Below are 23,512 nucleotides of genomic sequence, written 5' to 3'. Positions count from 1 at the left end.
CAGCTAAAATGCTGACAGAGTTAAATTAACTCACTGGCATTGAACACTATCTATTTTGTTTTTTTGCACTTTGTGAATTTATTTTTAAACAAAAACATATTTATACATTTCTTAAAGAAATTAAACTCAAATTCGCTTGACAGAAAATGTCACTTTGGTTAACTTAATGATTCCACTTACTCCACTTCACGATGAAAAATCTTTCGACATTCGCATGGTCGTTCATTTTTATTGGCAGTATGACAGTATTCAGCTGCCGGAGCAACATTGAAATGTATGATCTCAGGTCTGCATCAAAAATGCGGAATTATCTTAGCGATACCAGTAACAAAGTCCGGACAGGAGGTGTCAGGATTATTCCCATCAGTACACCAAAAGGAAATTTCAAGGTATGGACAAAAACCGTTGGTCATAATGAGCAGATAAAAGTATTGCTTCTAGGCAGCGGACCAGGCCTGAGCCACGAGTATCTTCAATGCATAGAGAGTTATTTCCCGGAAAAAGCCATTTCATTTATTTACTATGATCCATTGGGCAGCGGAAGCTCAGATAACCCCAATGATACAACGCTTTGGAATCTGGCGCGTTACACTGACGAGATCGAACAGGTACGTTCAGCATTAAATCTGAATCAGGATAATTTTTACCTTTTTGGACATGGCTGGGGAGGTGTGCTGGCTATGGAATATGCACTTAAGCACCAAAATAATCTCAAAGCACTGATTCTTTCGAACATCGTATCAAGTTCCAAAGTATACAACAGTTATGCCCGGCAACTAACTTCAAACCGGCTGCCTGTACAGACCACTGGCAAAGTCGATCAGAAAGAAGCCAAACCAAATAATGGCAATTCCAAAGATCAGGCCCAGCTTACCGAATTCAACTCAAAGCATGTTTGCCGTATACCACCGGACCAGCTCCAGGGCCCCGTCAAAAGCTTCTTTAACATACAGAATGACTCTATAAATATTTTCCTGGGCGGGCCTGGTTCCGTTCAGATTTCCCGGCAACTAGCCAACTGGGATCGCAGTGCAGATTTAGCGCGGATTACTGTCCCAACCCTGACCGTTGGCGCAAAATATGACTTCATGGATCCGCAGCATATAAAATGGATGGCATCACAGATTCAGAATGGAACCTTTCTTTACTGTGCTAATGGAAGCCATCTTTCCATGTACGACGATCAACAGGCTTACATGACAGGTATAACCGATTTCATTTATAAGGTCTACCGAAAAGAGCATTGGGAAGATATATATTTCTGATTGGCATCAAATTCAAAGTGCCATAACAATCAACTCCGGACTATTTTAGTCCGGAGTTGATTGTTCTATTTTTACTTATTTGACTTCGCTTTTCTTCTCCGTTACTTCTTGTCTAACCTCCTGCGCCAGAACTTTAAGTTCCTGCATTACATTACGAACCCTGGTTCCCGCTGCCTTGTTTCCTTTTTCGTAAAATGCTGAAAAATCTGCTTCTGCATCGGTGATCAGCTGCTTTATTTTACTGAATTTTTCCATTGTTCTGGTTTTTATGGTTGTCGTGATAATCGAATGCCTCTTCATCCGAAGAAGGCAAAAGTAAAATTTTATCCTGAATCTGCACATAAATACCTGTATAGCACAACTTACCGATTCACAAGGATTCTTGTTTTCTATTGTATGTCAACAGATTAGACAGTATTTGAAAGTTTCGATTATTGCTGCGACTTGATCAGTCTTTGATCACAAGTGCACTATCCAGATTTTTTATTTTGGAAGCTGTTTGCTTAATTACCGCCTCAAACTAAAATATACTATAAGTGTTGCCAACTTTTGATCATCTATACCTGTTCGAGAATCAGGAGATTTGTATTCTTGAAATAAAACGTTCCGATATGCCATCAGACGCTACCAAATCTGACGTTTACAAATGGATGCTGATAGACAAGAATGATTTAAAGATAACACCGCTGGAATTTTTATCTATGAGTGCTGCTAATCTAATGGAAGAACGCTTTTTCCGCCAGGGCTATCTATCATTCGATTCAGACCAGGCAGTCTACATTAGGGAATCAAGCTCCATTCAAAATATTCTTAGAATAAAAGATAGTGATTGTATTACTGATTCGATCGTAGCTTCTATACATGAACAACTTAATATGCAACGCTTGAGGTTATGACTTCGAGGAAGCTATGCCCTCAAGATGATTCAGAACTTATGATGACTTCAATTATATGCGTTTGAGAGACCCGCTTGTTTCCGTAATTGACCGTGTGGTTTATCCATTTAAACATCGCTTCGAATATACAAATGTGTTTTCCTTTAACTTATGCTTCTCAATTAAAATTAATTGTGGCATTCGCTTTAAAGCGTTTTGAATTGACGTTCCTTTAAAGCTCCAGCCGATATTTTCAAAAAAGACTTTTATTTCATTTATTTCTTTTGGGTGATCTAAAAAATGGCTTTTCATCAATCTGTAATTTATCGCATAAACAATGGTAGGCTTTTCAGTTAATGTTGCGTATAAATCAAGGCTTTCCTTGTAATGTTCAGCTAAAATTTCTCGTATATTTTCGGGCATTTCGAAACTCTGCTTAGTAATATCTTCAAGTCTATAATTTGAGAACGTCAAGATATTATCCAGTAAATTGAGGTTATAACCGTTTTTCCCTGACTCAATATTTATTACACTCGCTCTTGACATTCCTATTAGGATGGCAAATTTCATTTGTGATAGGCCGAGAGCTTCTCGCAAAGCTTTAACATTTCTGCCAATAATTTTTCTTACAGAAGTTTCCATAAGTCAAATTGACAGACTCAAATCATTTCAAATTGACTATATATTTTTATTTTTTGAAATGATTTACTATATTTACATCATGGTTAATGAGTGGCTCGATCGCTCAATATCAATAGTTTAAGCAATTCAACAATAAGGTATTAAACAAAAGTCTTACAATCGCTTTCTGACGCCGTGATGTAGGACAGCAGAATAATACCCCAACACTGTTTTATGCATTATATTTGTGCGGTAGAACAAGTGTGGGGTCTGCTGTAAAAATCCATATCATGTAAGGCGTCAGAAACTTTAGAGCGATTATGGTTGTAGACCCCACACTGTATGTGTGCTCCAACCATAAAAGACTCAATAGTAACAATTCACCAATGTTCCACGCTTCGGTGACGAAGTCTAACCATTGTTACGCGTATGAGTAATCGCCTTCTTTACAAACTGATTATCCGCAAGCCCCAGTGAGCTAGTTGTTTTAGCGCTCCCGGCTTAACCTGTGCTCGATTCTATCCTGAATCGTAGTGTCTCGCTATGCTTTTTACTTCTGCTTAACCGACGGCAGATACTCTGTTTTTTCATTTTTACTTTCAAATTATTGTTGCAATGAACGTCCGTTTTTGCTCCCCAGGCAGAATACTGCCCTATCTTTTCTATTTTTCACTGCTCTACCTGTTGCTTTGGTGCTGGAAACCGGTGAGGGCACAGAGTACCGTGAATTACAAACCACTGCAAATCGGTGATACCGTGCCGGATGTAGTAATTAAAAACATCCTGCACTACAAAACACCAACGGCCAGGCTTTCTGATTTCAAAGGAAAACTATTGATCGTAGACTTCTGGGCGACCTGGTGCGCGCCCTGTGTTTACATGATCCCACGCATGGACTCGCTCCAAAAGCAGTTTGAAGGCAGGGTTCAGTTTCTGGCAGTCACCTCCGAAAACGAGAAGGCAGTGGCCAATTTCAGAACCAAATATCTCAAACGTCACCCTAAACGTATAGAGCATCCGGAAGTGGCAGGCGACTCGGTTTTACGAAGACTTTTTTATCATAATGCCCTGCCCCACTACGTCTGGATTGATCAGACCGGCGTTGTCGGCGCCGTAACGGAAATGGCTCAGATCACCTCTGAAAACATCAGTGCATTCCTTGCCAAAAACAGCACTGAGCTTAAAGAAAAGAAGGATGAAAAACGGATTGCTTATGACGGAACTCGTCCTTTTCTGGTCGACGGAAACGGTGGTGATGGCAGCAGTCTGCTCTATCATTCACTTCTGAGCCGCTATACCCCCGGACTAAAAAGAGGTTTTTCTTACAGACCTGATGAAAAGCTTGGCAGAAGGATCACTGTAACGAATTGCAGCCGCTTATGGCTCTATAAAATTGCATACGCCAAACCCGGCCAGTGGTTTGATGAAGCTAATGTGGTCATTGAATCGGCAGATTCAAATTCGCTGACAACCGAGCTGCACGGACAAAATTATATCGACTGGCTCAAAGACGACAACGGGTTTTGCTATGAGCTGATTGTGCCTGCCGCAATCCAGGATAAAACCAACGCTTTGATGCAGCAGGATTTGATCAACCTTTTTCCTCAGTATAAAGCCAAAGTAGAAAACCGTATGAAACGCGGCCTTGCGCTGATCCGGCTTGAAAATACACCGAATCTGCTGCCAGCGTCCCAGGGCGGTAAAAGGGAGATGAAAATCGACCGGTTTGGATGGGAGATCAAAAATGCAACCTTGACAAGCGTTTTGGAGCGTTTCAACAAAACCCAGAGTTTTTCGCTTCCCCTTATGGATCAGACCGGAATCAAAACGCCGGTTGATCTGAGCATCTCTGTTGACATGTCCGATCTGGCTGCTACCAATACAGAGCTTTCGCGTTACGGGCTTAAACTGATCGAAAAACAGTTTGAACTGCCCGTCCTGGTGATTGCTGACAATAAAAAGCCCACAGCTCACTAAGCACATTTATTCTGACACTCCTATGAAAAAAGTTTTAAATCTTGTCCTGTACACTTTGCTTTCCACGGCCTGCTTTGCCCAGCAGCTGACGGTAAGAGGCAGAGTATTATCCTTGGAGGATAAATCTCCGCTCGCTGGTGCATCTATTGTTCACAAAGCAAGTCTGCAAGGCGTTTCCACCGACTCGTCTGGTCATTTCCGTATCGTCATACCGGCATCCGACCCTGCACTGATTGTTTCTTTTATCGGATACAACAAAAAGGAAATTGTGGCAACCGGTTCTTCCCCGCTTCTGGTCGAGCTGGAGGCTGATCCCAATCAGCTCGGAGAAGTGATCATTTCCAGCGGATATCAGCAGCTTCCCCGGGAGCGGGCAACCGGCTCCTTTGTGCAGGTCGACAATCAGCTTCTTAACCGGCGGATCAGCCCCGATATTATCAGCCGGCTGGAAGATAACGTGCCTGGTCTGGTCTTCAACCGGAGTGGTGCACAGCGCTCCGGCGCGCAGAGCGCCATCAGTATCCGCGGGCAAAGCACGCTATTCGGTAGGGAAGATCCTTTGATCGTCCTTGACAATTTTCCATATACGGGTGATCTGGCTTCGATCAATCCCAATGACGTAGAGAGCATGACGATCTTAAAAGATGCGGCGGCAGCTTCGATCTGGGGTGCGCAGTCTTCGAATGGGGTGATCGTCATTACCACCAAGAAAGGGAAATTCAACCAGCCTGTTCAGGTATCTTTTAATGCCAACGTGACCGCCGCCCAGAAGCCTGATCAGTTCTACCTGCCCCGGATAGGTAGCTCAGATTATATTGATATTGAGAAAATGCTTTTTGGGAGAGGCTACTATAACACCTTTGAAAACGATGATGTTAAAACAGCATTAACTCCGGTAGTAGAGCTGCTGACCGCTGAAAGAGACGGCAAAATCACAGCTGCACAGGCCAATGCTCAGATCGAGGCGCTTCGAAAAAACGATGTGCGAAAAGATATCGAAAAGTATTTGTACCGAACCAGTCTGAACCAGCAGTATGCAGTCAACATCCGTGGAGGAAGTGCTGCCAGCAAATATTTTGTATCGGCGGGCTATGATAAAAATCTGGCCGCACAACTTGGTAATTCCTTTAACAGGGCGACGGTAAATATCAACAATACTTTCTCCTTGCTCAAACAGAAACTGGAAATCACCACCGCGCTCTATTACACCTCTTCTAAAAATACCAGCAACGCGGTTTCAGCTGCCGAGATGAATATATCCAATGGCAAACCGCTCCCACCTTACACGCGTCTTGCAGACGATGCTGGAAATCCTGTGGCCGTGACGCATACCTACCGTGGCAGTTTTATCAACACCGCTTCGCAGCAGGGCCTTCTGGACTGGACCTACAATCCGCGAAATGAAATTAACGCCAATGACAACACGACCCGGCTGAACGATTACCGGATGAATCTGAATGCTGCCTACCGGATCGGCCAGAGCATCACGTTGCAGGCGCTTTACCAGTATTCGGGCAGCTCAAATCTAACGCGTAACAGGCAAAGCAACGACAGCTGGTACACCCGCGATATGATCAACCGGTTTACCATCGTAAATACCGATGGCACACTGACAAGACCTGTCCCCGTAGGCGATATTCTGGATATCAATCAGGTCTCTTCGGCCGGCCACTCGCTTCGTACGCAACTGAATTACAACAAGGATTGGAGTAAGGCCGGCAATCTGACTGCACTGGTTGGAGCAGAGATCCGGGGAATGAATACCCAGGGATATTCAACGGTTTACTACGGATTTGACAATGAAATGGCAACCAGCAGTGTGGTTGATTATCTTTCCTATTTTAAATCCTATGTAAACCCGTCCTCTGCCTATAACCAGATCCCTTCTTATGCTTCGGTGACAGATCTGACCGACCGATACATTTCCTATTACGGGAATGCGGCATACACCCACAGCGGAAAGTATACTGTCTCGGCCAGCGCCAGGCTTGACCAGTCCAATCTTTTTGGTGTGAAAACAAATCAGAAAGGTGTGCCACTGTACTCGGCAGGATTTGCCTGGAAACTTTCAAGCGAAAAATTTTATAGTCTGAACTGGCTTTCTTACCTGAACCTGAGAACGACCTATGGCTACAACGGAAACATTGACAAATCGCTTTCAGCCTATACCACCGCCACCTTCTTTGGTGCATCCACGCTGACAGGTCTTCCGTATGCTGTGGTTGCCAACCCACCTAACCCGCAGCTGCGCTGGGAAAGAACCAGAATCGTAAACTTTGGTCTGGATTTCAAAACGAAGAATAACCGTATATCAGGGGCAATGGAATACTATCTAAAAAAAGGGATGGACCTTATCGGCGATACACCTTTCGCGCCGCAGACAGGCATCACCACCTTCCGGGGCAATACAGCCAATACCAAAGGAAACGGGTTCGAGATGAACCTGACCAGCCAAAACCTTCGAAGAACCCTGGGCTGGCAAACCACTTTTATTTTAAGCTATGCAAAAGACAAGGTGACCCGGTATCTGGCCAAACCCACCTCGGTTGCCGGTTCTTATCTGACCACCGCATCGGTGATACCCACCGAAGGTAAGCCCCTGTATGCTGTTTACAGCTACCCTTGGGCAGGGCTCGATCCTGCCACCGGTGACCCGCAGGGCCTTTTGAACGGAGAAGTGAGCAAGGATTATCTGGCCATAAAATCTTCCACCACCCTGGACCAGCTTCAATACAACGGAACGCTGCGTCCGCTTGTTTTCGGGGCTATCCGCAATACTTTTACCTACAAAGGCCTGTCTTTATCTGCCAACATCAGCTACCGGTTAGGCTATTACATCAGAACCCCATCGGTTAATTACGCAGAGATCCTCAGGGGCGAGGGCGGTCATGCCGACTACAATTTCCGCTGGCAGAATCCGGGGGACGAAAACCTTACCCACGTTCCTTCCATGCCGCTGGTGAACAACTCGGCACGAAATGAGTTCTACACCTATTCCTCTGTGCTGGTTCAGAAGGGTGATCACATCCGTTTGCAGGATATCAACCTGAGTTATTCCCTTAGCAAAAACACTTCGGGCTGGCTCCCTGTACAGGCAGCGCAGTTTTATCTGTATGCGAATAACATCGGGATTATTTACAAAAGGACCCGCTCGGGTCTGGACCCGGATTATTTAACCTCACCACCCGCTGCACGTAGTTTGGCGGCGGGCATAAAAGTGGACTTCTAACAGATTAATCTATGAAAAAGAAAATAATATACTTTTTGATTGCAGCTGTTTGCTTGTCTGGTTGCACCGCCGATTATCTTGACAAAAAACCCAGTAAGTCATTGGTTGTACCCACAAGTATGGTGCATCTGCAGGCACTGCTCGACGGTGTCTCCAACTCGATGAATACCGCGCCGGGAATCCAGGTGCTGGCCACAGATGAATTTTATCACCCGGAATCAAACCTGGCAAACATTCCCTTTCTGGACCGCAACAGCTACACCTGGGCCAAGGACATCTTTGAAGGAAATGGCGTCCGCGACTGGGAGTATCCCTACAAACAGATCTTTAACGCCAACATCGTTCTGGAAGGGCTAAGCAAAATCAGCCGGGATGCGTCTAATGAGAAAGACTGGGACCAGTTACAGGCCAGTGCGCTTTTCTACCGCGCCAATGCGCTCTTTAACCTGGCCCAGGTATTTGCAGCTCCCTATGATCAGCCCACCGCATCCGCGCTGCCGGGAATACCTGTCAGGCTTTCCATGGATGTCAATGAAACCGTAGGCCGGGGCACTTTGCAGCAGACCTATGAGCGCATTATCGGCGATCTGATTGATGCTGAGAAAAAGCTGCCGGCACAGGTAAGTTATATCAACCGGCCGTCACAGCCCGCTGTCACGGCACTTCTGGCTAGAATTTATCTGAGTATGCGCCAGTATGACAAGGCGACAGAAATGGCATCACGGTGTTTGGAGCTTCACAGCAAGATGCTAGATTACAACACGCTCACCCCATCGGCTGCACGGCCCCTGCCGGCTCCCTTTTCGGGTGAAAATGCTGAGATCATCTTTTACAGTACGCTGCAGTCCTATTCCACCATTGTCAATTCAGCGCTCTCCGGTGTGGACTCGGTTTTGTTTAAAACCTATCACGCAGATGATCTTCGAAGAAGCTGCTTTTTTGTTGCCAGGGCCAATGGGCTGTTTGGATATAAAGGAAGTTATGTAAACGCTGTCACGCTGTTCGGCGGGCTGACCACCAGTGAAGTATACTTGATCAGAGCCGAAGGCTACGCCCGGCAGAATAAAACCGACCTGGCCCTTGCGGACCTGAATACAGTTCTGGCCAAACGGTTTAAAACCGGAAAACTTGTAGCTGCCAATGCCACGGCAGAGAGCATCCTGGATCTGGTTTTGCTCGAAAGAAGAAAAGAACTTTTCGCGCGCGGTCTGCGCTGGTCTGATCTGCGAAGACTCAATAAAGAACCAGAACATGCCATTACCATAAAACGAACCTTTGCCGCATCAGAGTTGACTCTGCCTGCAAACGATAGCCGCTATGTTTTCCCGATTCCCGATGATGAGATCCGGAGCAGTGGTATTGAACAGAATCCGAGGTAAACAGAAAATTCCAGACAAGCCATGGCCTGTCTGGAATTTATCGATTGTTCAAAAAATTATTGCGGAACAAATCCCGTTTCAACAGTAGCCGGAATAGCAGCGCTTTCATTTTCAGCTTCAGTATGCTCCCTTGGGTCATAACCATCAGCAAAGCTGGCTTTACAAAGTTTATCCGAAGCCTCACATTCCGCCGATGTCAGAGGCTGCCATTGCCCCTCATCCTGTGCATCCTGCGCTACGCGTTGCCACTGGGTGATCAGCGCATTCCCGGGTTGTTTTGGACTTTGCGTTGCAACGGCCATACCTCCGCCCAGCATTAATGCGGCAGCCAATAAGTAATCAATCTTTAACTTTTTCATGATTTCAAATTTAAAGGTGAAAAGGATAAATTACTGCTTACTCTGTTTTCAGGTTTTCAGCAGGCCGTGCTTGATCGAGCAAATACTCAGATCAGCATGGTCACCCCCTGGCATCCATATGGCAGACATCCCGTCCGGGCATATAGATGGCTAATATTTTTTGGAATGTGTCATTGCATCTTAGAAGTGTGCAATCTGACAGCCAGAATGGAAATGATCAGAAAAAAGAGATTAAAAAAGAAATGCGTCAAAAAGCTCATTGATCTTGCGATTCCCGCACAATTACAAGGAATTCTGTCAAATACATTCAAAAGAACCAAACCTATGTAACCGGTAAAAAGTAGCATAAAGAACGCAGAACCATAAAGGCCCATCCATCGGGTGCGCTCAAAAATCAGAAGAAAGGTTATCACAAGTTCGCCATAGGGAATGAGCCACAATAACGGCAATACTGACCACTCCGGAATATTCTGATTGGCCAACTGTTTGCCAAACTCTTCCATATTCAGCAGTTTGCTGATGGCCGCGTAGAAAAATAGCAAAGCAAGCACAGCGGTTGCGGAACGCAAAAAAACTGCTTTGAACTTTCGTTGGGAAACCAGCCCGTGATTTGAAATTGATTTCATTGCCTGACGTTCGTTATGATTTAATCTCGCATTTATTCAACCGGCATTTGTCTTCCGGTTGTAATTACGATATAAAGCTACCGCTGCTCCCGCCGGTAACATAGACTGAAAACGGGGCAAATTTTGTCTCTCTATGCTATTTGAGAATTACGTTTTTTTGTTAGTACGATCTATTTCCTGCCGCGGATTTCGCTTATCCGTTTGGGAGAAGTGCCCAGATAGTGCGCAACATCCTGCACCGGAATACGGTTTACCGGAAAAATTGTTTCAAACTTCTCATAAGCCTGGTTTAGTGGGAGATGTAAAAGATGGGCTAAGACTTCTGATTTATCCCGGTCCATTTGGAAAATGATACTTTTGAGCGTTTGTGCTTCTCTGAAATGCCTGAGCGCATATCCAATGTTATTATCAGGCAATAACAAAAGGGTTGTATTCTCCAGCATGATCAGATAATCTGCCGACGGAATACCTTTATATGCATTTGATTCGATGAGAATTATTTCATCCTCATGCCAAAAACGTGTTACCCGCTCTTTGCCATCCTGATCAAAATAAGATGCTTTCAACATCCCTTTTTCCACATACCATACACTCGAACTACGCAGGGTATCCTTCAAAGGCTGACCTTTCTTAAAGCTGTACTCCTGTGTCTGCTTTGCAAGAAACTGTTGAAAATCATCCGAAATAGAATGAAGTGAGGAAAGATATGAGATCAAATTTTCTGTATTCATGGGTTGGAAAGTTATATCATATCAATTTTCTTTATGGCTGCTATGGTCTTTTCCATCATGACAATCACCGCTTTTTTATCCTTATCCTCCGTAGCATAAGATCTTTTACGAACACTATCCCAGGAAAGGTCGTCTCTTTCGGTAGATGACAATAATGGAATAAGGGCCTTAAAAACAGCGTGAACAGAGCCGCGCTCCAAAATACCGGTGTATACAAATGCTCTCAGCAGGATAGCAATCTGGTCCGAATTCAGTGATAGCCTAATTTTCAGATCAGCCGGTTTTGTTCTTTCAGGTAGCTTTTTGACTTCAAGCGGACTGACATCCCACTGAAATTTCTTTTCCAGATAATTAATCTCCTGTGCAAACCAGTTTCCAACTACATTTTTGACGCCTTTGTAATTTGGATTTAACCTCACGCCCGGTTTAAGATGCATTTGGTTGAACTCCTTATAAGCAAGAAGTAGTTGGTCCAATTTATCCGTAACCGATACGAAGGAGTTGATCCTGCCTGCTATCTTTTCTGTATAGTAATTCAGATAGGCCTTTTTATTGAAATTCCTGTAAATCAGCAGCTCAATGATCGCATTATAAAGCGCTTTTTCACCCTTGTAGGATGCAATTTCTTCAAGTCCTCTGACAAGTTCTTTTTTATACACGACTTCCCGAAAAGTGACCCGGCGGCCCTTTTCTTCACTTGTAAACTTATAGAGTGTATCAAATACAATGTCAATAAGCTTTTTATCACTGATCTTTCGTCCAATTTTCGCTTTAAGTTGATCCACCCTGATTTTCAATTCCTCTCTGGTCATGTGCAGGTAGGTGGTCGGAATCCACTCATCAAGTCCAAGAAATTTCAGATATCTTCCTTCAATAAAGGATAGCAGTTCATCAAGTTGCTCCTGAATAACACCCGATAGAACTTTAAGCTCCTGCGCGCCAGCCGGAATCTGATTATTGTTCTCACAGGCCTGATCAAGCAGGATGATCAGATCAGAATGGTAGCGCCGGACAAGCAGCTTTATCTGCGTGTGATTCCTGAGTGCGTATACCTCTCTTTTAAGCTGAACCTTAATTTTCTCTTTTTCTTCATCCGCCCTTTTCAGGATGGAGTCAGCCTGAGCCTCCGTAATAGCTGTTACATCGGTTTTTGCCGGATTTAATGTGATACAAACCAGCAAATCATACCATTCAAGAGAATATGGGTGTTGCATGTGATTGTTGATTAAAGTTGCCAAATCTGCCACTTTTCTTAATTAAGTGTCAATTTGACGATAAACTTATTGCACATTAAGTAGAATATCGGCTACATAATAATTTTTTTATTAAATTAGCTTAACAGACTGTCATAGTGCTGATTACAATCATCTGACACCATTTAACTCTTCACAACCATGGAAGATATAATCAGAAGAAACAGAAAACAGACAGAGCAACGGCTTATTTCAGCAGCAGGCGAAGTGTTTCGCACCAATGGTTATGCTGGAATTAAGCTTAACAAAGTCGCCCGGCAGGCAGGCGTCCAGAAGAACCTGATATACCGCTATTTCGGAAGCGTTCAGAAGCTTTTCAGAGAGTACATATTAAAACAGGATTACTGGAGCTTTTATCATAAAAACCTTGATAATATTCTGGAAGAAAACCAGCAGGATTCCGGTAGAAACCTGGCAAAAAATGTTCTGGAAAAACAACTTGATTATTTTTATTCCAATTCAGAAATGCAGCAGGTGATACGCTGGGAGATCTGCGAGAAGAATGAAATTTCACGGGGTATATCCGATGCCCGCGAAAGGCTTGGAGAAGAAATGTTGGGCCTGACAGACCCGTATTTCAGGGGCTCCAAAGTAAACTTCCGTGCGTTATTAGCATTACAAATTGCTGGCATTTACTATTTTGTCCTTCATGCAATGGTAAACGGGAGTACCTTCTGTGGAATTGACATCAGCAAAGAAAGCGACATGAAAGAGCTGCACAGAACGCTCAAACAGATAATCGACTGGGCCTACGAAAAGGCTTCCAGCTGAAAGCTGGTAATATTATAAACTCAAATACGAAATATAGCCCGACAGTCTGCCCTTGTGATCGTTTATGGTCACAAGGGATTTTTTTGCCACTGATAAAACTTACTATCCGTTAGTAGCACGTTTGACTCTATCCATGCTTTTAAGACGCCAGCCGCACGTTTGCCAGTCAGTCAACCGAAAGTTACGAAGCTAAAAATGACGGTTGCAAGCCTGCACTTCGTCATCCGGCTATTTACCACCGCTTTTAGCGCCCCGCCTTAAACCGCCGGATGGGCCTGCACCCAAGGGGTAAACCCGTCATTTTTTCTTCGTGGGAAAGCAGCGATTGCCTTTGGCACGAAGCCGGGGCCCTGTTTCCTTAAATGTTTTTCACTCATGAAAACCTCAGTTGAATTTCGCATTTATGTTGGTACTTACGCTAAGTACAATGATGGATCGCTCTTCGGAAAATGGATGGATCTCTCAGATTACATTGATCTGAAAGATTTTTATCAAGCTTGTTTAGAATTACATCAGGACGAAAAAGACCCAGAGCTAATGTTTCAGGACTGGGAATACATTCCGGACTTTCTGATTTCAGAAAGCAGTCTGAATGAATATACTTTCGAATATCTGGAAGAAGTCACCGGAATGGATGAAGACAGAGCAAGGGCACTTGAAATCTATTGTAAGGACATAGCAAGCTGGCCTGATAAGGATAAATATTTCCAAGAGCTACTTGAAGAATTCAATGACTGCTATCATGGATATTACGGAGGCCCTATGAAAGATCCTCAAATTGAATATGCTTACCAATACGTAGAAGACACAGGACTGCTCACAGACGTCTCACCAACTATTGAAAGATACTTTGATTATGAAGCTTTCGCAAAAGATCTGTTTATGGATGGATACACGCAGATTGAAGGGCATGTATTTGCAGATTATTAAAAGAAAGGGCTTCGGCCCTTTTTTTGCTCCTTGATAACTTGTAGTTGCACCTACCGGCGGCAAAACATACTCGCCTTCACCGGTAGGTAATTCTCTACGTTTTTTGAAAAGTGATATTGTTAAAAGCGATGTTGTACTTTACATTGAATTAGTTCCTTCCATAAAATTGATAGTCAAATGCATTCTGTGATCATTTTCAATCAAACTCGTTGTGTACGATAGCCATCAAGCTGATCTATCAAATGATGATCCAATCATTCTTTTTATGTTTTCAAGCGCAGCACGTGACAGAGAAATAGGTTCAAGAGGTGGATGAGCAAATCCTCCTAAGCTCCAGAATCCTATTTCCTCACCTATATGTTGGTTATTTAGTGCATCCTGCAGCGCGTCACCCGAAATGCTATTTAGTTCTCTAATTTGCTCAAACGAAACTCCTTTGAAATCTCTTTTTACAATTGCAAACGCTTCCCCGACAATCCGACCATCTTCATTTTCACCCCAATATTGGATATCATCCTCACTATTCCAGTCTCCAGCCAATGCTTTCAACTCATCCGTGGTGTTAGTAACTATAAAACAATGGTCTGGATCAAGGTCAAAAGAGTTATTAGGCAATCTCCACTCTCTTAGCCAACTAAAATCACTCTCCTCTGTTAACTCTTCAAAGATCCATTTTAATTCATCAGGTAACTTATCGTAATCCTCTTCTGTACTATAAAACACTGGCCGCGCACCCATTTTGTACATATACTGCTTGTTAACAGCAATTCCGTATCGAGAATACATCGGATCGGGATATGCGTCAAAAATTTTGAACATCCCATCCAAAAGAAGAAGGGGAGCCTCGCTGAAACAAATGCGATGCTTACCACTGAAATCAAGCAATTTCCGATCCTCTATTATTTTTTCCAGTGTCGTTAGGCCATTCGAATTCTTTGTAAAGTGAAAAAGAAAGTCTGATATATCAGGTCTACTTGCTCTTATTTTTGCAGCAGTCTTATTAGGGGCTGAACGCTTTTTTGTCATAACGCAATCATCAATTTAATCGCCTAGGTAACAGATTATAGGCTTTTTTCAGTTCCCAGGCGCTTACAAGAAGACGTAAAGGCTAACGTTACTGATTTCCATGCTTGTAATTTGTTCATTGACAGATAGAAACGAGAGAATTACCGTTATCAAAACCGTCGACTTTGAAATAACTAACAATATCATATCCAGTAAGTCAATGTAAGAATACTCCTGCTGTTTCTTTAAGCACACATTACCTTGATTGTAACACGTCCAATTGCTTCTAAATTAACATAGCCTGCTCCCAAGCATTCGCAAACGATATTTTCCCTCTAGCATCGATTACCGAAAGGATGTAATACATTTCAGTCTCACATGTAGCGAAATCAATTTCGCTACCATCAATCATATACCTTTCATCTATTTTCCTCCGGTAAACAGTCAGTTGAAATTTCCTTCCATATCTCTTCTCTGTAAAATAGCAGCAAATCCCCATGGTCTTTTTGGCCCAGATCTTAAAATCAAGCTTGGCTTCAAACTGACCGGTCTGCACCAATGTGGCAATAAAGGGATACTCCGAAGGATTGTGCCCCGCTCTCAGTCCTTGGTTCCATGACATCACGTTGTTTTCCATAGCTAGCTTTGTGCGATTTCTTGAAGTTTTTCATTTAGCTCGGTCATATCTGCTTTTCTTAGAAGCTCCATGCTGATTACTTCTATTTCCTGAAAACATTCCTTTGGAAGTGCTGCTATAATTCCGGGTTGATCTGGCTTGTCTTTTTGCACGATGCCATTTTCAATCAATTGGCTTAACAACAGCGCTGTCTTTCTGGATATTGTCAGCGAAATCTTTACACTTTGATTCATCCCCGGAGCAGCCAGAAGTGTTTCATACATTCTGCTCATTTCAATCGTCGTTTCCATTTTTCAAAGTTTAGATTTTTACATCATTGAACTGAGACAAAATTATTTTATCCGTATCACTTTATCCTAACGAAAATCCAGTCTGGATTTACTGGAAATGCTCAGTGCCAAATACTAATACAATTGCCATGTATCCTGCCGAAAATACTTTCAGGATAGGTTTGGGCGGTTCAACTTAGTTAACTTGACCTCGATATCTGAATTGTGGAAAAGGAAAATGTGCGAGGTATGGATTTCAGAAACGAAAAAAGCCCATTGGAAAATTTTAAGGAAACGGACATGGTCAGCTTCCTGTATGAGCTGGGTTTTCAGCCGTCAACAATCAGGGGCCACGATTATTGGTACAGCTCACCACTGCGAAATGAGCGGACTGCTTCCTTCAAAGTAAATCGCAGACTAAACAAATGGTTTGATCACGGTCCTGGAAAAGGCGGAAACCTGGTTGATTTTGGTATTCTGTATTACAACTGCTCAGTCGGTGAATTACTTCAAAAGCTTGGCAGTGCTCTTGCTCTTGATCAGCCGGTTCACCACTATCCCGCCCAACCACACACGGAGCAGGAAAATAAGATCCAGATCCTGGATGTCAAACCACTGTTTTCAACTCCGTTATTTCAGTATCTGTCAGAGAGAAAAATTCCATCAAAAATTGCAAGCATACATTGCAAAGAAGTCGTTTATGACTTGGGAGGAAAACATTATTATGCCATCGGTTTTGGAAACAAATCCGGTGGCTACGAACTGCGTAATGCTTTTGTAAAATTATCCAGCTCACCCAAAGACTTCACCCTGATCGACAAAGGCTCCAAAGACATCCATGTTTTTGAAGGTTTCTTTGACATGCTTTCTTACCAGGCTCTTTACAATAATTCAGGAAAGTTGCAGCAAAGCATTCTTGTTTTAAATTCTATTTCCTTATTCGAAAAAGCCCGCTCGGTTCTCGAAACCCACGAGAAGATCAACCTCTATCTGGACCGGGATAAGGCAGGCATGGACCAAACCCAGTATGCAGTGTCGCTAGGTCATAGATACCAGGATAAAAGCAGTCTTTATCAACGTCATAAAGATTTAAATGACTGGCTGGTTTCATTTGAATCCGTGCACCGAAAATACTTGAATCTAAAAAGAGGACTGAATCCTAATGAAAGTCTTTAAGGCCTTTCAAAAGTCTGGAGGAGTCCAGCTTTACAGACTCCGGCCAGATGTCAGGTTGTATCACAACCTATCTGGCGCCGCCGGCGGGGCTGCCGACTGCCTGTCACTCCGGAGTCGTGGGCAGGTGAGTCCTAAAAATAGAAAATTGTTGAAACCGTGAAAATGATTTTGTGATGAATGAAGACAACAACAACCGCACCAAATGGATTCACCTCCGACTAAGCCCCGACGAATACGCGAAGGTTCATAGCCAGTTTAAAAGAACTACTGCCCGTAAACTCAGCGAATATGCCCGAAAGGTTTTACTGTCCAAACCAGTGACTGTTAACTACCGGAATGCGTCGCTCGATGAGTTGATGACCGAGCTAATTAAGCTTCGAAATGAGCTGACCGCTGCCGGAAATAACTTCAATCAGGCTGTCAAAAAACTCAATTCTCTAAGTCAGATTTCACAGTTCCGTGACTGGCTGATAGCGTACGATTCCGATAAGCAAAAGCTCCTGGATCAGATCGAAGAGATTAAAAACCATATTGCTGAAACATCGAAAAAATGGTTGCAATCATAAAGACAGGAAACTCTTTGAGAAGGAGTTTTTACTACAATGAAAACAAGGTAACAGAGGGGGTTGCCGAGTGTATTTCTGCTGGCAACTACCCTGCTGACTTCGATTCACTGAGCGAAAATCAGCGGCTGAATATGCTTTTAAAACTCGCTAACCTGAATGAAAATGTGACACGAAACAGTGTGCATATCTCTTTGAATTTTGATCCGTCAGAGCAGCTTTCAAAGGACCAGCTCAGCGATATTGCCAGGACTTACATGGAGAAAATCGGATTTGGCCAGCAGCCCTATCTGGTCTATCAGCACCAGGATGCCGCGCATCCCCACATCCACATTGTTTCCGTAAAAATAAGGCCTGATGGTACCAGGATAGAAACACAGAACATCGGCAGGAATCTCTCTGAAAAAGCGCGTAAAGAAATTGAATTGGCGCACGGACTGGTCCGCGCCGAAGATAGTAGACAAAGGAAGGTTTATGAGCTCAAACCTGTCAATATACAGAGGGTTCAGTATGGCAAGAGTCAGACCAAACGGGCCATTGCAACGGTGCTTGACGCAATACTTCCGACTTACAAATATGCTTCACTACCCGAGCTGAATGCAGTGCTCAGACAGTACAATGTAGCGGCTGATCGTGGCAGCGAGGATTCTCGTACTTACAAAAGAAATGGTCTGACTTACCGCATTCTGGATGAGCGTGGAAACAAAATCGGAGTACCAATCAGGGCCAGCGATTTTTATAATAAACCCACCCTGCCGTATATCCAACAACGCTTTGAACTTAATGAAACGACCAGGCAACCACACAAAGCGCGCGTCAAAAATGCCATTGATTTTGCTCTATTAAAACGTTCAGATATTGATGTTGAAAAACTGATTCAAGCGCTGGAAAAAGACGGGATCAAAACGGTGCTTCGCCAGAATGACAAAGGCCAGATCTACGGAATCACCTATGTGGATTTCCGCACAAAATGTGTCTTTAACGGAAGTGATCTGGGAAAACAGTACAGTGCCAAAGCTATGTCGGAACGCTGCGGTTACCAGCAGCAGCAATCTGAGAAACACGAAAATACTCAGCGCCAGATCACTTCTCCAAACACAAATAATTCCGGAGATAACACGCAAAAAAATGGCCCTTTAACAAAGGTATTCCTCGAATCGTCTGACAAGAATTTAGGCTCTGATAATTCACTCGACATACTTTTTCAGCCGACCTTCTCCCCCGATTCAACGCCCTGGCAACTACGAAAAAGCCGCAGAAGAAAACAGCAAAAACAATCTCATTCACTTTAATCTACTACCATTATGGCATCAAATACAGGAGAAAATGATCAGGCTTTACGCCGGATCCTGGACATGACAAGACTGATTAGCCTTGCCCTTTTAGGTCTGCACTTCTATTATTTTTGCTACACCGCCTTTGTGCAGTGGAAGCTGGTTTCCACATTCAGTGACCGTATTCTTGAAAATATTTTCAGAACCGGTTTGTTCACTACGTTTAACAGAACCAAACTAATTGCCCTTGCTTTTCTCGCTATTTCACTGCTCGGTGCCAAGGGAAAGAAGGAGGAAAAACTGAGTACCAAAACATCATTGATCTACATTCTCATTGGTGTAACGATCTACTTTTTTAACCGTTGGATCCTTTCGCTGCCAGCGCAGCCAGTCTTTGTTTCGACCATTTATATTGCTGTCAGTGCCATTGGTTTCATGCTCATTTTGTCAGGCGGAACGATGCTTTCCAGAGTAATACGTTTAAAAATAAACGGTCAGGATATATTCAACAAGGAGAATGAAACCTTCCCGCAGCATGAACATTTGATTGACAATGAATACTCCATCAACCTTCCTGCCAGATACAATCTGAAAGGAAAAATCCGAAAAAGCTGGATCAATTTCATCAATCCGTTCCGTGGCCTTCTCGTACTCGGCTCACCAGGTTCAGGTAAAAGCTACTTTGTCATCCGGCACGTGATCACCCAGCATATCTGGAAAGGTTTTTCCATGTTTGTATATGATTTCAAGTACGACGACCTTTCAAAAATCACTTACAATACCTGGCTTAAAAACAAGGATAAATACAAAGTTCCACCACAGTTTTACGTGATCAACTTCGATGATCTCTCCCGTACCCACCGATGTAATCCATTAGATCCGGCAGGACTTATAGATATTACTGATGCAGCAGAAGCAGCCCGCACGATCTTGATGGGACTCAACCGCGAATGGATCAAGCGGCAGGGTGATTTCTTCGTAGAATCACCCATCAATTTTTTGACAGCGATCATCTGGTTTCTAAGAAAATACCAGGATGGAGCGTTCTGTACACTGCCCCATGTAGTAGAGCTCATGCAGATTGAGCAGGATAAACTTTTCACGATCCTTCGCACTGAACCCGAAATCCAGGCAATGATTAGTCCCTTTGTCTCCGCATTCATAAACGACGCTACCCAGCAGCTGGAAGGACAGATTGCCTCCGCACAGATTTCGATGGCCCGTCTTGCATCACACTCTTTATATTATGTTCTTTCTGGTAACGATTTCACTTTGGATATCAACAATCCGGATGAGCCTAAAATCGTCTGCATGGGTAATAATCCACAGAAACTCCTGACTTATGGGGCTGTACTTTCCCTTTATATCACAAGGCTCATCAAGCTAGTCAACAAAAAAGGAAAGTTAAAAAGCAGTCTGATCTTCGACGAATTCCCTACTATTTATCTGAATCACATGGACAGTCTTATCGCCACAGCACGAAGCAATAAGGTATCCACTACCCTTGGAATCCAGGATTTCTCACAGCTACGCAAAGACTACGGTAAAGAACAAGCAGACGTCATCATGAATATCACAGGTAATATTATCAGTGGTCAGGTCTCCGGTGACACTGCCAAACAACTGTCGGAACGTTTCGGAAAGATAATGCAGGACAGAACCAGTTTTTCCATTAACAGGACGGATACATCAATCAGCCGCTCAAAACAACTGGATTCCGCAATTCCCCCTTCCAAGATTTCATCGCTCAGTTCCGGTCAGTTCGTCGGAATGGTTGCAGACAATCCGGACCAAAGGATTGAACTGAAAGCTTTTCAGTGCGAGATTTTAAACGATCATGTTGCTTTAAAAAAGGAAGAGGGTGGTTATCAGAATATACCGATGATACGAAAAATTGATGACGGGATTGTTCAACGGAATTATCATCAGATCATCCAGGATGTACAGGATATCGTTCAGACTGAGATGGAGAGGCTGTTAAATGATCCGGAAATGATGCATTTAATTTTGTCGAAGTAATTGAATTCCACATCGGATTAATCATCCACAAACCATCGATATCATATCACTATTTGAGCCTTGAGTTCCCCGGGAAGTATATCTAAGATACCACTGGATTTGAATGTAAGATGACTATATAATATTAAAAAACGCCTCTAAGGTTGCTTCCTAGAGGCGTTGATTCTTATAGAAAATTAAGTTACAATTTAAAAAAACGTAAAATTCCCCAAAAAGCCCATCGTTTCTTTTTGACAATAATTAAAGATTCATCTTGAACTTTCGGCGCATCCTTGTTTTCAGGCTCTAACATCTTCCGCCTGTTATAATGGAAATCGCGGCTATCCTCGATCTGATTCTTGTTCCAACTGGCCGCCCATTTTATTTTATTATTAGTAATCCAGTAGTGAGATTGACATGGGAAGTTCCAGTTACCTATGGAAGGGATTAAAGAAATTACTGCCCCATCGTACTTTAACTGCCAGTCGGCTGGTGACAATGGCGTAACAACTTCGTTGCCACATCCACAGGCACATAAATGGATCGCGACAGAACGTTCCATAGAGATATATAAAATCCCGGGAAATATTCGCTCCGGGATTGAATGAACGAAATCGTTATTTAAAGTCTCCATTTACTAAAAGTCCAGCGCTGATTGTATATGTGCTATGAAAATCACCTACTTCATCAAGATAGAAGCCGCACATCTTCTTCCATTTTTCAACAGCTTTGCATGCGTTCATTGCATTCATATCTGCAATCTGAATATTCGTGGCATAATCATTGTCCTCCACATCCTCGGAGTTGATCCGTTTCACTAGGTGATCAATCTTGATACCGTCGCTGGCTGTCGTCCTTATGATTCCGACCAACCTCCCATCCTGAATATGTATTCCTAATCCAACGTCGATAAACGCAACACTCAGATTAGCTAGGCTTCTGGTAATCATACTCCGAACTGAATTTTTGTCAACACAAATGAAAACATAGTTAAATTTAGCCAACATCTGGACGTTTTGCTCAGTAATGAATTCCTTGTGCGCGACTATTCCCTTATGCATATTGCTGTAAATTTCTCGAAAGTATTCCACTTTGAAAGGAGCTAGCCGCAGCACGTCAATGCTAGGCGCTCCTGGGCTTCTAAATGCATTGTGCTGAGAAAATACGTCTGCATCGAACAAATGAATTTCAGCAACACGTGTTTTTGCAACAAAGTCAAGGATATATGACCCTGAGCCTCCTAAACCTATAATAGCTATTCGTTGGTTTTCAAAAATTTCTGACAGTCGAGCAATGTTAGCTCTACTGGAACTTGAATCGAAATATTGGAAGACTTCATCATCCTCGTCGGCAAAAGTTTTAAAAGTCAATGCTGATGCTGACGGATCAATTGATTTCGCTGGTGCGGACAAGAGAGTCGCGTAGCGAGTAAACTTCTGATAATGATCGTCATATTTACCTGATTGTGGCTTGCTGGAGAAATAATGGTTTCCCATTAAGTCGTTTCCTAAATCTTGGTTAGGGCTATAGTTAATAATTTCATCCATTCTCTGTCCGTTCTTATGACATGGAACTTCTCCCATAAAATAAACAGTGTGAGAAGAAGGTGGACTTGCTTGTTCCCCAGCAAATGTAATGTCACCAATCAAAGTACCCCTCAAAATTCTCCCTTCCGAGTTAACGTAAGGAACTTGGTGGATACATAAGTATCCACCACGCCTCTCAAGTTCATAACCTTCGTCTCTGAGACGTTTTAGGTCTGGACTATGATTTATCAGTCGCTGTAACATAAAATTTCATTTTATCTTTTACTAAAACTGTGTCTCCTTTTGCCATCTCACCAGAAGGATTCCCTTTCGGACCATTTGTGTACGTCACTGTATAGGCTTTGCTACCGTTGTCAGCTCCATCACCTTTCAAGATGACAACTTCGTCAAAAGAAATTGTTCTGTTTATCCAAACGCGATCCCGCCCATTAACAATCAGAATGATCTCTGCTATTACTTCCTTAGAAAAGAAGTTTTCTTTTCCCGGCCGCGCTAAATCCACGATCTCATCATCAAGGATCTGATCATCCTCCCAATCACCTTTTATGTCAAGGTACAAAACATCTTGAGTTGGAATATTTGCCAGCTCCCTAATTTCAGTACCGGTAATAAATTGCTTATACCATATAAACGGCTTACCATTTACCGAGAATTGCAATTTTTTCCTCACGTAAAAATACTCGATTTCAGGTCTGGCCATATTCACCCGACTAACATTCTCAATTAATTCATCTTCGTAAGGCGCCGAAATTGAAAGATAAAGCGGTGTCGACTCGGGAATCCCCACCTTAGCTTTCAATTCCGCCCCGGTCCAATACTGCTTGTTGGTTTGAAACAGCTGACGATCGATTTTAAATTCTAAATCTACCATTGAAGGCATGTGTTCTTTTAAGTCTTTCATTCTTATAAATATTTAGTTATAATTGTTAATGCTCTCCAGAATATTTTTTTTGCCGCCAAAGGGAAAAAATATTTTTCTAAGAGCATACTCATGTAGATCCTCGCCACAAGTATCAAATGTGTTTGC

At 43.1% G+C, this 23,512-nt stretch carries 23 protein-coding genes; 11 read left to right on the top strand and 12 right to left on the bottom strand.

Annotated elements, in window-relative coordinates; all coding sequences use genetic code 11:
- Positions 1 to 191: 191 nt before the first annotated feature.
- Positions 192 to 1,265: a proline iminopeptidase-family hydrolase gene (locus tag E0F88_RS19385; protein WP_131959939.1), complete on the top strand. Its 1,074-nt coding sequence runs from the start codon at positions 192 to 194 to the stop codon at positions 1,263 to 1,265.
- A gap of 75 nt (positions 1,266 to 1,340) precedes the next feature.
- Here the strand turns inward: E0F88_RS19385 and E0F88_RS19380 are convergent, their stop codons facing one another.
- Positions 1,341 to 1,520 carry a BF3379 family histone-like protein gene (locus E0F88_RS19380; RefSeq protein ID WP_131959938.1) on the bottom strand — a complete coding sequence of 60 codons (180 nt, stop codon included), beginning with the start codon at positions 1,518 to 1,520 and terminating at the stop codon, positions 1,341 to 1,343.
- Positions 1,521 to 1,876: 356 nt separating this feature from the next.
- Here E0F88_RS19380 and E0F88_RS19375 point away from each other — a divergent pair, with 356 nt between their 5' ends.
- On the top strand, positions 1,877 to 2,161 hold the full coding sequence (locus E0F88_RS19375; RefSeq protein ID WP_131959937.1) for a hypothetical protein: 285 nt from the start codon (positions 1,877 to 1,879) through the stop codon (positions 2,159 to 2,161).
- 99 nt (positions 2,162 to 2,260) lie between these two features.
- On the opposite strand, the gene E0F88_RS19370 is transcribed toward E0F88_RS19375, so the two are convergent.
- Positions 2,261 to 2,782 carry a helix-turn-helix domain-containing protein gene (locus tag E0F88_RS19370; protein ID WP_131959936.1) on the bottom strand — a complete coding sequence of 174 codons (522 nt, stop codon included), beginning with the start codon at positions 2,780 to 2,782 and terminating at the stop codon, positions 2,261 to 2,263.
- Positions 2,783 to 3,376: 594 nt separating this feature from the next.
- Here E0F88_RS19370 and E0F88_RS19365 point away from each other — a divergent pair.
- The 3 genes from E0F88_RS19365 to E0F88_RS19355 are packed head-to-tail and all read left to right on the top strand — an operon-like array spanning position 3,377 to position 9,346.
- Positions 3,377 to 4,738 (top strand): TlpA family protein disulfide reductase, encoded by a 1,362-nt coding sequence (locus E0F88_RS19365; RefSeq protein WP_131959935.1) that lies wholly within the window; start codon positions 3,377 to 3,379, stop codon positions 4,736 to 4,738.
- A 22-nt stretch (positions 4,739 to 4,760) separates the two neighbouring features.
- A complete protein-coding gene (locus E0F88_RS19360; protein WP_131959934.1) occupies positions 4,761 to 7,967 on the top strand; it encodes a SusC/RagA family TonB-linked outer membrane protein in 3,207 nt (1,068 codons plus the stop codon).
- An 11-nt stretch (positions 7,968 to 7,978) separates the two neighbouring features.
- A complete protein-coding gene (locus E0F88_RS19355) occupies positions 7,979 to 9,346 on the top strand; it encodes a RagB/SusD family nutrient uptake outer membrane protein (RefSeq protein WP_131959933.1) in 1,368 nt (455 codons plus the stop codon).
- Positions 9,347 to 9,402: 56 nt separating this feature from the next.
- On the opposite strand, the gene E0F88_RS19350 is transcribed toward E0F88_RS19355, so the two are convergent.
- From E0F88_RS19350 to E0F88_RS19335, 4 genes are all read right to left on the bottom strand, one after another.
- On the bottom strand, positions 9,403 to 9,705 hold the full coding sequence (locus E0F88_RS19350; protein WP_131959932.1) for a DUF6520 family protein: 303 nt from the start codon (positions 9,703 to 9,705) through the stop codon (positions 9,403 to 9,405).
- A gap of 170 nt (positions 9,706 to 9,875) precedes the next feature.
- A complete protein-coding gene (locus E0F88_RS19345) occupies positions 9,876 to 10,331 on the bottom strand; it encodes a MauE/DoxX family redox-associated membrane protein (RefSeq protein ID WP_131959931.1) in 456 nt (151 codons plus the stop codon).
- Between the two features lie 170 nt (positions 10,332 to 10,501).
- Positions 10,502 to 11,062 (bottom strand): Crp/Fnr family transcriptional regulator, encoded by a 561-nt coding sequence (locus tag E0F88_RS19340; protein ID WP_131959930.1) that lies wholly within the window; start codon positions 11,060 to 11,062, stop codon positions 10,502 to 10,504.
- Positions 11,063 to 11,073: 11 nt separating this feature from the next.
- Complete coding sequence (locus E0F88_RS19335; RefSeq protein WP_131959929.1) at positions 11,074 to 12,276, bottom strand: hypothetical protein; 1,203 nt, start codon at positions 12,274 to 12,276, stop codon at positions 11,074 to 11,076.
- Between the two features lie 180 nt (positions 12,277 to 12,456).
- Here E0F88_RS19335 and E0F88_RS19330 point away from each other — a divergent pair, with 180 nt between their 5' ends.
- Positions 12,457 to 13,086 carry a TetR/AcrR family transcriptional regulator gene (locus E0F88_RS19330; RefSeq protein ID WP_131959928.1) on the top strand — a complete coding sequence of 210 codons (630 nt, stop codon included), beginning with the start codon at positions 12,457 to 12,459 and terminating at the stop codon, positions 13,084 to 13,086.
- 375 nt (positions 13,087 to 13,461) lie between these two features.
- Complete coding sequence (locus E0F88_RS19325; RefSeq protein WP_131959927.1) at positions 13,462 to 14,016, top strand: antirestriction protein ArdA; 555 nt, start codon at positions 13,462 to 13,464, stop codon at positions 14,014 to 14,016.
- Positions 14,017 to 14,241: 225 nt separating this feature from the next.
- Here E0F88_RS19325 and E0F88_RS19320 read toward each other — a convergent pair whose 3' ends face one another.
- The 3 genes from E0F88_RS19320 to E0F88_RS19310 form a co-directional block, all read right to left on the bottom strand.
- On the bottom strand, positions 14,242 to 15,042 hold the full coding sequence (locus E0F88_RS19320) for a hypothetical protein (protein WP_131959926.1): 801 nt from the start codon (positions 15,040 to 15,042) through the stop codon (positions 14,242 to 14,244).
- A gap of 265 nt (positions 15,043 to 15,307) precedes the next feature.
- Positions 15,308 to 15,658, bottom strand: coding sequence for a hypothetical protein (locus E0F88_RS19315; protein WP_131959925.1), 351 nt, complete (start codon positions 15,656 to 15,658; stop codon positions 15,308 to 15,310).
- A 2-nt stretch (positions 15,659 to 15,660) separates the two neighbouring features.
- Complete coding sequence (locus tag E0F88_RS19310) at positions 15,661 to 15,948, bottom strand: hypothetical protein (protein ID WP_131959924.1); 288 nt, start codon at positions 15,946 to 15,948, stop codon at positions 15,661 to 15,663.
- 228 nt (positions 15,949 to 16,176) lie between these two features.
- Between E0F88_RS19310 and E0F88_RS19305 the strand changes: the two genes are divergently transcribed.
- From E0F88_RS19305 to mobC, 4 genes are all read left to right on the top strand, one after another.
- A complete protein-coding gene (locus tag E0F88_RS19305; RefSeq protein WP_131959923.1) occupies positions 16,177 to 17,103 on the top strand; it encodes a DUF8464 domain-containing protein in 927 nt (308 codons plus the stop codon).
- Positions 17,104 to 17,276: 173 nt separating this feature from the next.
- Complete coding sequence (locus E0F88_RS19300) at positions 17,277 to 17,669, top strand: plasmid mobilization protein (RefSeq protein ID WP_131959922.1); 393 nt, start codon at positions 17,277 to 17,279, stop codon at positions 17,667 to 17,669.
- Entirely contained in the window at positions 17,654 to 18,958 is a 1,305-nt protein-coding gene (locus E0F88_RS19295) for a relaxase/mobilization nuclease domain-containing protein (RefSeq protein ID WP_131959921.1), read from the top strand. Before E0F88_RS19300 ends, E0F88_RS19295 begins: the two co-directional genes overlap by 16 nt.
- Positions 18,959 to 18,970: 12 nt before the next feature.
- Entirely contained in the window at positions 18,971 to 20,959 is a 1,989-nt protein-coding gene (mobC, locus tag E0F88_RS19290; RefSeq protein WP_131959920.1) for a conjugal transfer protein MobC, read from the top strand.
- A 181-nt stretch (positions 20,960 to 21,140) separates the two neighbouring features.
- On the opposite strand, the gene E0F88_RS33945 is transcribed toward mobC, so the two are convergent.
- Genes E0F88_RS33945 through E0F88_RS19275 form a run of 3 tightly spaced genes read right to left on the bottom strand, consistent with a single transcriptional unit; the run spans position 21,141 to position 23,386 of the window.
- Positions 21,141 to 21,572: a ubiquitination-like system serine protease family protein gene (locus tag E0F88_RS33945; protein WP_220466337.1), complete on the bottom strand. Its 432-nt coding sequence runs from the start codon at positions 21,570 to 21,572 to the stop codon at positions 21,141 to 21,143.
- On the bottom strand, positions 21,556 to 22,728 hold the full coding sequence (locus E0F88_RS19280) for a ThiF family adenylyltransferase (RefSeq protein WP_131959919.1): 1,173 nt from the start codon (positions 22,726 to 22,728) through the stop codon (positions 21,556 to 21,558). The genes E0F88_RS33945 and E0F88_RS19280 overlap by 17 nt, the downstream gene beginning before the upstream one ends.
- Positions 22,703 to 23,386, bottom strand: a complete 684-nt coding sequence (locus E0F88_RS19275) for a multiubiquitin domain-containing protein (RefSeq protein ID WP_131959918.1) — start codon at positions 23,384 to 23,386, stop codon at positions 22,703 to 22,705. The genes E0F88_RS19280 and E0F88_RS19275 overlap by 26 nt, the downstream gene beginning before the upstream one ends.
- Positions 23,387 to 23,512: the final 126 nt, after the last annotated feature.

This window comes from Dyadobacter psychrotolerans (assembly GCF_004349265.1).
GTDB classification, from domain to species: Bacteria; Bacteroidota; Bacteroidia; order Cytophagales; family Spirosomataceae; genus Dyadobacter; species Dyadobacter psychrotolerans.
The sequence above is the reverse complement of the archived record's forward strand: the minus strand, read 5'-3'. Positions and strand labels throughout refer to the sequence as shown.